Here is a 10,999-nt window from a genome sequence, read left to right on the forward strand (position 1 = left end):
GATAGTCGCCTGCTGCTTCAATCAGCATGCGAACTGCGCGTTCTTTAATCTCAGGAGTGTAATTTCGTGTTTTCATTGTCGTATTCTCTCAGAATATTAGGTCTCCGACAATCACGGGGCGGTTCACCTCAAATAAACGGTTGAGATAACTATCTACATCAGAGCCATCCGCTTTGGTATGAGACTCTAGCTCGGAACTGAACTGGTTGTCCGTAAATATGCCCGTATCTTCTGCAAAGAAACAAAAGAGTAAGCGAGTTAAAAATACGTTCAGACCATGAAGTGCAGCCGTATCATTCTTATTCTTTTCATTAAAGTTATCTGCTTTAATTAAATCAAACAGCTTAGCCATCTTTTCAGCAGCTTTTACATCAGCTGGGTTATCACCTTGATATACTGCTTTTTCCATACCTGCCCAAGGTAAGAAAAAATCAAAATGCTTACCAAGCTCACTAAACTCGATATCAAGTGTGTCATGAGTACGTGTATCTAAAGCTACAAACTGATTAAAATCAGTCGCAATAATAAAGCGTATCTTTTCTCGTGCGACAGAAGGCTTTTTCTTCATATCATCAATATCTGAGAACACTTTATTGCTATCACTGTGCTTAAAATAGATATGACGCTTGGCTCTTACTTCCCCTGCGACCTTAGCTAGGTTACGCTCACCTGACTTGATACGACTTACCGTCGTCTTTCTATGCCCATAAGCTGCCATCAACTCGTATATGAATTGATCCTTGTCAACTGCACTACTAATGACATCTGAAGCTAACTTCTTAACGGTTTCTTCTATCTGAGTAATATTCAATTTACTTCCTTGCTATATCTTAGAGGGAACGATTCGCCACAACTAATGTAGATTCATTTGTCTGAACTAGATATCATAGCCCAACAGATCAGGATTACATAATACTGCTGTAAGAGAGATTGGCTTTAAAATTCCACTCTCTATGTAAATTACAAGCTAGCAGGTTGTTATTGTCTAATTTTAGGCAGTGAGTTACGTCTATAATTAGAACAAATACTATTCTTGCCAGCAATTTATTTGATTAGTGAAACTTACGCAATGATGGGTTAGTGGTAGGTCATAAAAAAACCGCCTTAACAGGCGGTTGAAGTTCTAATTTTAACTTACCCATCAACTAAAGCTTTATATCCAAGATAGTTTACACCAACAAGAGTTAAGACGACCAACTGCGTAATCAAGAAAAATATAATAAAATTAAGGATAAAAAATATGAGCGTAGGCCATTCAGTAATGACAGAGAAAGTAACAAAAACTTCCGTTATTTTTAGCGAGAATAGAAAACGAATTAGTATTAGGAAAATAGCTAATAACAAACTAATTGTTGCCAAATAAGCAAACAACATTGAAAGAAATACCCGCCTTGTTAAAGGAACGTCACATTCTTCTGCTCTGTCCACCTCTTTCTTTTTGATTGTTGGCGGGTTATTAGGGTTTATTGGGTCATCAATTGCATTACGATTTATTGCTGCAACAGCAGACAGCGCAGCAATGTAAAACCCTGGTAAAATAGCAATTAAAGTAAATAAATCATTAAATTTATTACTAATTAAGAAGTTTGCTCCATCGCCTCCAACTATAGCAACGATGATGAGTAGAGTTGAAATTACTAAGCTTGATATAGCAGGAAAGTAATATAAAGATGTTCTTTCTGCATTATCAGGGTATTCAATCTTCAGGAAATCAAATACATTAATAGCCTGATTAAGCATATGACCTCCTATATATAAGTATTAAAATTTAAAAGCTAGTAATCATTTTAGTATAAAACTGAATAATCGCTACTGGGGTTTCTTGTTTTATTTTATCGTGAGTAGCAGGTTCTCTATCCTCCCATTTTAAGTAAGCTTTTTTTGCAAACCCTGAAATGGTGTCATTATGAAATTCGTGTAATACTTCAGATGAAGACTGAGGATCTTTCATGAGAAGGTAGGAAGTTGGATCTTCAAACCCATTACTGTGTTTCTTCGCTACTCTTTTAATCCACGAGAAAATATCTTGCTCTTTCGCTTGTTGAAAGAAGCTATCTTTTTTAGATACTTTGATTGTTAGCTTTAAATCTGTTTCAGTTAGATGGTTTTTGACATCAAAATTTCCCTTATCGGAGTTACGCTCTTTTAAAACTAAGCCTCTTAAAAAGCCATCATTAATAGCTGAGATAATACTATCGTCGGTCACTTGATGCATCTCAATGTGAGGCACAATAGTAATGTCTTTCTGTGTCATTGGATCACTAGCCTTCCAAAAATCATTATCGTTTTTAGTTAATGTTATCAACTTAGTAATAAGCCTAATAATGTAGTCTTTAGTAAAACCAGTGACAGCTTGTATTGATACATTAGCCTTGGATGGATGGGTTTGGTCAAGCTTAAACACAAGATGGAGTAGTGTTCTTTGGCCATATTCGTTTGGTATTTCTTGAGTTAATACACTATCAGATGAGTTAGATAACAGCCTTGGGTCTACCTCTTTATCATTAAAAGTGCATAGCATCTTATAAACGCCATTCTTTTTATCATGTTCAATATTAACCCATCTTATCCACTTCTTACCTTCTTTGTATTGGATAACATGCTTGCCATGTTCGTCAAATTCACTGGTATGAGATAGTTGATAGTCTGCTAACCACTTGCAAAAATCATCAACTTTGATCTTACCAAAAAATTGTGGCCCTTGTTCTGTTGATCTCGCTCTCTTCTTATCTATTTTAAGATTGTAATAATTGAATTTGATATTTACTGCCATCTCTAGGGCTCCATTATCTCAAATAAAAGGGTCGCTTTATAGAATCAAAAATTTTTACACGTCAACTATTGTCGCCAACCTTATGTATTAGTTTAGCGATTAGGTACCATGAAGAATAATCTGCTGCTCATCACACATCTTCAATCCAACCTCTATAGCATCATCCAAGTTATCACCTTTATTAATCTTATAAGGAACGTTTGGAGTTATACCTGCCTGCTTCAAAGATTTAGCCGCGGCCTTATTGATTGGCGTGCCGATATAAGACTCATTGGCAAACTCTATAGGATGGAAGTATACAGAAGGTCCATACTCTGGGTGAATAACACACGCAATCTCGCCCGATACAGTAAATGGGTAGGGCATATTATGATCAGCTCCCCAAAACGCTGCATGCACATTCTTGTAAGAGCCATTAATGTTCTCTTACAAGGATGTGCATGCAGCTAACAATAGGAAATCGATGCTAATTAACCACCTGGGCAAATTGATTCACATGGTACGCCATCCTTATCGCCATCAATTTGTGTATTACCACATAGAAGTTGCTGTTCAGCTTCTACGCAAGTTGTTATCTGATTACAAGTTTTCTTGATGAAATTACTGCAGATAGCGCCAGTAGGTGGCAAGGGATTAATAGTGTCAGAACCACCGGAAGCACCTACACTAGGTTTGCTATAGCATTTGCTAGCGCCTTTTGATGGCAAGCGATCATTATTAAAGTTAAGGTCAGAGCTGTTTTTACCGCTTCGATAGTCTGATGGTTTTATAGGATATCGATTTGCCCATAAACCCCTACCGTTTAATCGCGCTACAATCTCAGCGTTGGCATACTCAATGCGATCATAAGGTGTCTGACTACTTTGATATTCCTTGTAATGCCAAGCAGCACCCTTTTGCAATTGATTCAGGTTACAGTCAACGTTATTAGCAATGACCTTACCAAGCAGACGATCGTATCTATCCCTTTCAGTCCACTCGATAGTAACAATCGCATTCTTTACACACTGAGATAAGGCAGCAGTGCTTTCTGTTCCGTACTCTTGTGCCGATTCTGGTGCATCAATACCTAGTAAACGTACACGCTCGCTTTGACCTGATAGCTGAGTGACTTCTACGGTATCACCATCAATAACACGGACACCGCTAGCATTCAGTACATTAGGCTCAAAGCATTTAGTGGTATTACCATTGTTAGAGCCAGTGTTGCCACCGACGACGGCAGTAGAGCCCATAGTGGCGTCTCTCATGGCGTCAATATCATCATAACCACCACACCCAGCAAGAGCTAATACCAAACCAACAATAACTAAGCTTCTCATGACCAATCACCAGGGTAATATTTACCCAACTGTAAACGATTGGTAAATTTTCGGCAACTGTTTAGAATTAATATTTAAGGTTTTTGCGAATACCAGATAACTATATATAAGCATTTGATATGAATATTGGTAGGATTTCAAATACAAGCAAGAAGCATTGCTTGCCAGCGACCAACGCCGTATTCAAAATATTGTAGATGGGTCTATCTTGGGCACATCTTTTAGTTCACTAGCGAAGGCTAGAAACTGTTGCTAGCACTTAATGTTAAGATTATAGGAATACCGTAAATTTAACTTCCCACTGAATAGCTTATTGTAGGTAGGGAAATGTTAGTTATGATTATTGCTATAATATAGTGACTACTTAGATGATGTGATATGGCAGCTATACTTTAAGAGCATTGGCTATAGTTGACCTAGTAGCTATTATTAACATAAACAAACCAATAATATAGTCGCCCATACTTATGAATATAAACTCAGAATATATCAACGAAATTATTCAAAACGGAGAAACTCTATCCGTAGAGTTTAAAAGCGATCTTACAGGATTGTCTGATAGCGCTCTTGTAACAGCTATAGTCGGATTAACTAATACAGAAGGAGGCTATTTATTATTAGGTGTCGAAGACAACGGTAATGTTACGGGTCTTCATAAGAAACATCAAAACACTTATGGTTTATCAGGCTTAGTAGCAAGTCGTACTGTGCCATGTTTGAACATTAAAAGCCAAATTATTGAAATTGATGGTGTGAATATAGCCGTCATTACCGTTCCAAAAGCAAATGGCATTATTGCTACCTCGGACGGCCTTATTCAGCATCGCCGTCTGAAAGCTGATGGTACTCCAGAATCTATTCCATTTCATCCCCATGATTTTATGCAACGTCAATCTAGCTTACAGGTGATAGACCCATCTGCTATTGCTATGCAGGATATTAGTGCAGATCAACTTGATCCATTACAAAGACAACGCTTACGTAATGCTATAAAACGATATGGAGGAGATAATAGTTTAAGCAATCTTGATGATGACCAGCTAGATGGCGCTTTACAATTAGTTGTAGAAAAAAATGGTGAGAGACATCCTACATTGACAGGGCTTCTTCTGCTTGGTACACCTGAGCTATTAAAACACCATTTGCCTTCCCATGAGGTAGCCTTTCAAGTACTTAGTGGTACTAGCGTTAAAGTAAATGAATTCTTTAAACGACCTTTACTTGAAACTTTTGAAGAGGTTGAGCTTCTATTTAGAGCGAGAGTTAACGAAGAAGAAATAGACATTGGATTATTCCGAACATCTATTCCTGACTATAATCGTCAAGCTTTTCGAGAAGCGTTTGTTAATGCATTGGTACATAGAGATTATCATCGTTTAGGTATGGTTCAAGTAAGACTTGATGATACAGGCCTGACGATAAGTAGTGCAGGTGGTTTTGTCGAGGGAGTTAACATAAAGAATTTACTAGTAGTATCACCTAGATCAAGAAACCCATTACTTGCCGATGTAATGAAACGTATTGGGCTTGCTGAGCGAACGGGACGTGGAATTGACCGAATATTTGAAGGTATGCTGCGTTATGGCCGTCCTGCGCCAGATTACAGTATGTCAGACAACTCAACTGTTAGCGTGTTCATGAGTAATGCTAGTGCTGACATCAAGTTTGTTCGTATGATAATAGAGCAAGAAGAAAAAACAGGAGATATGCCTATTGACTCATTAATAGTTCTGAGCCGCTTAAGAGATGAAAGACGTCTTACTACTTCGGATTTTATAACGTCTATTCAAAAGTCTGAAACGCAAGTTAGATCTATATTAGAAAAGCTAACTGAAACAGGTTTAATAGAAGCACGCAGCCAAGGACGCGGGCGTAGTTATATGCTAAGTAGTCGAGTCTATGATCAATTGGGAGAGCAAATTGCATATGTTAGGCAGATTGGAATTGGAGGTATTCAACAGGAACAAATGCTTATTCAGTTATTAGAGGTTAAAGGCTCTATAAAGCGAGCTGATGTAATGGAGTTATGCAATATAACCCAAGATCAGGCGTTTAAATTATTAGCTAAACTAAGAAAAAAAGGTTTACTGGAAATGCATGGTAATAGCCGAGCATCTTACTATACATTAAAATAAGAAACTATTTACCATACAGACCTAAGTGCTATTTCGCGCTATTACACGCCATTACGCGCCATTACGCGCCATTACGCGCCATTTCCCTTTTTATCTTAATAATCTTTGACTAACTTTATGCTTTTAATAAGGTTAGTTTGATTTTATATCTCTTACTTGTGAACACATAAAAGCGCTTTCCTAATAATAAGTATAGCCGGCTGTCACGGTATTTTATTACTAATAATAAGATCATTAAAAATTTGAGCAGATGGTGGTCAGATTGGTGGTCAATTCAATATATATACATAAAATATATATAAATCAGTAACTTATAGGCAAAAAAAGAGCCCACGGAGGAGGTACCGTGGACTGAGGAAAACTTATCATTCAGCTAAGTCATCAGTAATGAGTCATAAGCCACATATAAATTGATATAAATTTATTATTGTTAATATAAAGATGATGTTAAAGAGCAATATTTCAAGAAATCCTTACATCTACTTACAATTTTCAGTGTACAACTGTATTGACGTTATCAGGTCATCATAACCGAAATATTATCGTTTACCTAAGCTTGCTTACATGTCATTACGTTTTAGATAATGGACTTATTAACTAACCTTATTTTAGAAGTTCATTAGAATTAAGGTGTTTTGACTAACTGGCTTTTGATAAAAACTAACAGTGATTATTTAGAGTAAATAGGTAGTCAATTCAGTATAAAAGACGCTGAATGATAATAATGTGCGGCTGGTATCAACGAACATACAGAGATGGCATGACGGCTTGCCTGAAAAATGCTAAGCTATCTGCCACTATTATGTCTATATTAAACTGGGTTTGCCATGACTGAGAGTACGAATTTGCATACGCAGGAGCCGTCAAGTACGCAAAGTGATAAAAGTATTTTTAATTTACCCAATAACTTGACGATTGCGCGTATCTTAATGATTCCGCTATTTGTGGCCATTGCCTATTGGCCACCTGCTATGGGGATTGGCATGCCAGCTATCTCAGATAATGTTATTGCAAAGGTTGGTATGAGCGATTTTAGCGATAGCTTATTACGGCATTTGTTATTGACCGGTGTCTTTATCCTTGCCGCTATTACCGATTGGCTCGATGGCTATTTTGCACGTAAACTTAATGTGGTATCAGCCTTTGGGCGCTTTTTGGATCCGGTCGCTGATAAACTTATGGTAGCCGCCGCGCTGATTATATTGGTGCAATGGCATCCCAATATCATTATGGCGATTGCTGCTATTGTGATTATCTCGCGTGAAATCGCCGTATCAGCTTTGCGTGAATGGATGGCAGAATTGGGTAAAAGCACCAGTGTCGCCGTTTCTTATGTTGGTAAGCTTAAAACGACCTTCCAGATGGTAGCTATTACCGTGCTCTTGCTGAATTGGGAATCGCTTGAAACCATCGGCTATGTACTAATGGTAGCGGCGGTAATTCTAACCTTGTGGTCAATGATGATTTATCTTAAAGCTGCGTGGCCTTATTTAAAACAAAGCGGTTAATGGCAAATTTTCAATAATAACATTATAAAAACAGACAATAAAAACGCCAGTCGCATCAGCCACTGGCTTTTTTATTGTCTGTTTTTATTGATTACACCAATAGCTATATAGTGGCTCCACTTTTAAAAGAATACAATTCTACTGGGATTAATAATTCGCAGTCTTTGCCAGCGTAGCCACAGCAAGCAAGAAAAATTGATACCAATAGCACACTATAATGTTTGTATTTCTTTTATGTAGGACTGACTATATTTGATTATAAACTGTTTTATTATAATATGATTATAGTTAGGCTTAAGATATACTTAAAAAATTAAGCATTATTAAGCATTGTATAGCTATGACGTAAAATCATTCAAATAAGGATATGGATATGATATTGCATAAGAAACAGTCCGGCGCTGCCATTTTATTACTGGCACTACTTACAGGGTGTTCGTCATCGCCAACTATGCAAAAAGAAACTGCAGAAGTGGCACAAAGTACGCAGACGCAGGCAAAGCAAGCCGATTCAATACAGGCAGAGTCCGTACAGAATGCTGCTGAATCAGAACGTTTAGGTACGCAGTGGGGCGATGATGTTGACTCAGTAGTGACCACCGTTGATCTAAGTCGTGTCAGTGACGAGCCTATTGCACAAATGCAGGTCTCTTATGCTGATAAAAATTATAAGGGGCGTGCGGTAAATAGCATGTCATTACTGGCTGGAAAAGTTGAGTTTTCAGCCGCCACTGATAACGGTAAACTACCTCTTTATCGTGATGGTAGTAACTACTATCTGCAAGGAAAAGCAGGTCAGGCTTATCGTTTGGTTTATCATAATAATAGCGCCAACACTTATGAAATCGTTGCCAGTGTCGACGGCTTAAATGTTGTCGATGGCAGTACGGCAAGTCGTTATGACGGTGGTTATGTGTTAAGACCCAATGATGAGTTGGTCATTGAGGGCTTTCGAAAAAGTGACAGTGCGGTTGCCTCCTTTATTTTTAGCAAACCAGGCAATGCTTACGCCGCTAATACCGATAGCGGTTCTATAGAGAATACGGGAATTATTGGCACCGTTATTTATGAGCTATATGACCCTGCTAAACCTAAATATAAGCCACAGCCTAAACAACCACAAGCTTATCCAGCAGATAATGGTTACGCACAGCCACCAAAATAATAACTGTCATTAAAGTGAGGTTATTGAACTGGGAATCATTGGAACGCACTAATAGTTGGCTAAGCTGATAGAGAATGATCTATAGTTGATCCACTATTAAATAAATACAGTGCTACTGGGATAAATTTTGCGCAGCCTCTGTCTGCGCAGGCACAGCAAGCCAGTAAAATTTACACCAGTAGCGCCTGATAATAGTTATACTTTTTTATTTAGGACTGACTATAGCGTTAGATATGAAGCTATTAATAGATTAGATTAGCAATAAAAACGCCAGTAAGCTCAATGCTACTGGCGTTTTTATTATTTTATTTCATTACTAATAAATCAGATATTAACTAAGAGTTATAAAGTTATCGAGAAATTTTCGCCTAAACTGTCACCAACAGCGGTATCTGTTACTGCAGCAGCAGTAATCTTAAATACGTTGGCAAATGAGTTACCATTAGCCCAATATTCTGCACCGTGCGGTATTACTTTTATTAGTTGCACTTTTGGGTCTTCTTTACCCTGTTCAAAGTATGCATTATAGATAGTCGACCACAACTCATCGAGCTTCTCTTTATCGTCAACCAGTTCTGCTTTACCTGCGATAGACAGATAGTCTTTATTATCTTGAGTTGCATAAGCAAGGTTCACTTCAGGATATTTTTTAATATTTTCAACCGTCTCAGATGGTGTATGACCAATAAACCAAATCTCTTTAGCACCAATACTCGTTTCGGTGGTATTCATCGGGCAAGAATGTAGATGATCGTCACTGGTACGAGTCGTCATCATGGTATATTTAACGTCTTTAACCAACGCTTGGATTTTATCCATTTGCTCTTGTTTACTCATAATGTTTATCCCTGTCGTTATGGTAGATTTTTCTAGCGTTTAGCATGCTGCAACTGATTGTTAAGTACATCACATTGTTAAATGCATCACGCCATTCTCAATAAGTCATTGTTGTCTTGTATTATAAAAACGCTAATCTATAGCAATGCTAATTTATAAAGTTAGTCATTTATAATGACACTGAGAAAGTTTCGCCCATATCTTCAGCTGTTTTGCCTTCTTGTACCGCTGCTGCAGCCATCTTAAACATATTCACGACTGAGCTGCCACTAATCCAGCATTCTGCACCATGAGGTACGACTTTAATTAATTGCACGTTCTCATCTTCTTTACCATGAGCAAAAAAGGCGCTATAGACTGGTGACCATAATTCATCAAGCTTATCTTTATCAGTTGATAGTTCGGCATCACCGCTAATAGAAACGTAGTTTTTCGCATCTTGAGTGGCATAAGTCAGACCGATTCTCTTATCGTCTTGAATATCTTTGACAACATCTGATGTTTTATCACCGATAAACCAAATCTCTTTTGCGCCAAGACTGGTTTCGCTGGTGGTCATTGGCCAAGCATGGATATCACCTTTTTTATTAGTGGTACTCATCATAGCAAATTTAACATCTTTGATAACTTCTTGAATTTTATCGATATGATCTTGTCTGCTCATAATAAATATCCTTTTTGATTAAGTGATTAAGTGACTAGATTGCTGGTCATTAAATTTAATTTTTTAATTTATAGTTGTTAAATATAAGTTTATTGAATACAGAATTGTTAATTTTTCGGTATGAACGAGCGGCTATATTTATTAAACGCTTAGCTCGTTAGCAACTGATATTTAGAATACCGATTATCAGTAGTCCATTTATATAGGTTGCCAGTAAGGCGATGTGAGTGTTTGTAAGGACTATAAGCTTTAGGTAAAAATTGTGACGCCATGGCGCAAAGCTTGCTGTTTCGAGAGGCTGTTGTCCAATCATATGATGTCTATCTATTAAAGGTAGATATTTATTTGCTCAATATTTGCTTGATATTCAGGAGTATTATTACTTAAGTTATCAGCAATTTATCTTGGTTTAGAACTGCTTATTACGAGGCTTCTTGTTATAATACGCAAACCATTTACTTAGCATGGCAGAGATGCCTGTTATTGCCTATATCCTATGGAACAAGCCTTTATGATGACCATCGCCGGACAACCGTTTCTTACCGATTTTCAGACGCAGCAACTCATCAGTCAGTTTCAGCAAAAAACCGAGCTA

General features: G+C 37.5%; 10 protein-coding genes. 3 read left to right on the top strand and 7 right to left on the bottom strand.

The window, feature by feature from the left end; genetic code table 11:
* Positions 1-88: 88 nt before the first annotated feature.
* The 5 genes from WAZ74_RS00005 to WAZ74_RS00025 all read right to left on the bottom strand — a co-directional run bounded on the left by WAZ74_RS00005 (position 89) and on the right by WAZ74_RS00025 (position 4,095).
* On the bottom strand, positions 89-811 hold the full coding sequence (locus tag WAZ74_RS00005) for a type IIL restriction-modification enzyme MmeI (RefSeq protein ID WP_422304450.1): 723 nt from the start codon (positions 809-811) through the stop codon (positions 89-91).
* Between the two features lie 323 nt (positions 812-1,134).
* Positions 1,135-1,740, bottom strand: a complete 606-nt coding sequence (locus WAZ74_RS00010; protein WP_422304452.1) for a hypothetical protein — start codon at positions 1,738-1,740, stop codon at positions 1,135-1,137.
* A gap of 28 nt (positions 1,741-1,768) precedes the next feature.
* Positions 1,769-2,773, bottom strand: a complete 1,005-nt coding sequence (locus WAZ74_RS00015) for a hypothetical protein (protein WP_422304454.1) — start codon at positions 2,771-2,773, stop codon at positions 1,769-1,771.
* A gap of 99 nt (positions 2,774-2,872) precedes the next feature.
* Positions 2,873-3,139 (bottom strand): hypothetical protein, encoded by a 267-nt coding sequence (locus WAZ74_RS00020; RefSeq protein WP_422304456.1) that lies wholly within the window; start codon positions 3,137-3,139, stop codon positions 2,873-2,875.
* 104 nt (positions 3,140-3,243) lie between these two features.
* Positions 3,244-4,095, bottom strand: coding sequence for a thermonuclease family protein (locus WAZ74_RS00025; RefSeq protein ID WP_422304458.1), 852 nt, complete (start codon positions 4,093-4,095; stop codon positions 3,244-3,246).
* Positions 4,096-4,562: 467 nt separating this feature from the next.
* Between WAZ74_RS00025 and WAZ74_RS00030 the strand changes: the two genes are divergently transcribed.
* From WAZ74_RS00030 to WAZ74_RS00040, 3 genes are all read left to right on the top strand, one after another.
* Positions 4,563-6,230: an ATP-binding protein gene (locus WAZ74_RS00030; protein WP_422304460.1), complete on the top strand. Its 1,668-nt coding sequence runs from the start codon at positions 4,563-4,565 to the stop codon at positions 6,228-6,230.
* Positions 6,231-7,057: 827 nt separating this feature from the next.
* Complete coding sequence (pgsA, locus tag WAZ74_RS00035; RefSeq protein ID WP_422304462.1) at positions 7,058-7,738, top strand: CDP-diacylglycerol--glycerol-3-phosphate 3-phosphatidyltransferase; 681 nt, start codon at positions 7,058-7,060, stop codon at positions 7,736-7,738.
* 367 nt (positions 7,739-8,105) lie between these two features.
* A complete protein-coding gene (locus WAZ74_RS00040; protein WP_422304464.1) occupies positions 8,106-8,903 on the top strand; it encodes a hypothetical protein in 798 nt (265 codons plus the stop codon).
* A gap of 342 nt (positions 8,904-9,245) precedes the next feature.
* Here the strand turns inward: WAZ74_RS00040 and WAZ74_RS00045 are convergent, their stop codons facing one another.
* Entirely contained in the window at positions 9,246-9,740 is a 495-nt protein-coding gene (locus WAZ74_RS00045; protein WP_422304466.1) for a pyridoxamine 5'-phosphate oxidase family protein, read from the bottom strand.
* A gap of 169 nt (positions 9,741-9,909) precedes the next feature.
* Positions 9,910-10,404, bottom strand: coding sequence for a pyridoxamine 5'-phosphate oxidase family protein (locus WAZ74_RS00050; protein ID WP_422304468.1), 495 nt, complete (start codon positions 10,402-10,404; stop codon positions 9,910-9,912).
* Positions 10,405-10,999: the final 595 nt, after the last annotated feature.

This window comes from Psychrobacter sp., from assembly GCF_049295055.1.
In the GTDB taxonomy this organism is placed as follows: domain Bacteria; phylum Pseudomonadota; class Gammaproteobacteria; order Pseudomonadales; family Moraxellaceae; genus Psychrobacter.

Bases quoted from the DNA above. Each gene is read 5' to 3' on its own strand.
- WAZ74_RS00015 (WP_422304454.1), bottom strand. From the start codon at position 2,773: ATGGCAGTAAATATCAAATTCAATTATTACAATCTTAAAATAGATAAG.
- WAZ74_RS00030 (WP_422304460.1), top strand. From the start codon at position 4,563: ATGAATATAAACTCAGAATATATCAACGAAATTATTCAAAACGGAGAA.
- pgsA (WP_422304462.1), top strand. From the start codon at position 7,058: ATGACTGAGAGTACGAATTTGCATACGCAGGAGCCGTCAAGTACGCAA.
- WAZ74_RS00045 (WP_422304466.1), bottom strand. From the start codon at position 9,740: ATGAGTAAACAAGAGCAAATGGATAAAATCCAAGCGTTGGTTAAAGAC.
- WAZ74_RS00040 (WP_422304464.1), top strand. From the start codon at position 8,106: ATGGATATGATATTGCATAAGAAACAGTCCGGCGCTGCCATTTTATTA.
- WAZ74_RS00020 (WP_422304456.1), bottom strand. From the start codon at position 3,139: ATGCCCTACCCATTTACTGTATCGGGCGAGATTGCGTGTGTTATTCAC.
- WAZ74_RS00010 (WP_422304452.1), bottom strand. From the start codon at position 1,740: ATGCTTAATCAGGCTATTAATGTATTTGATTTCCTGAAGATTGAATAC.
- WAZ74_RS00025 (WP_422304458.1), bottom strand. From the start codon at position 4,095: ATGAGAAGCTTAGTTATTGTTGGTTTGGTATTAGCTCTTGCTGGGTGT.
- WAZ74_RS00050 (WP_422304468.1), bottom strand. From the start codon at position 10,404: ATGAGCAGACAAGATCATATCGATAAAATTCAAGAAGTTATCAAAGAT.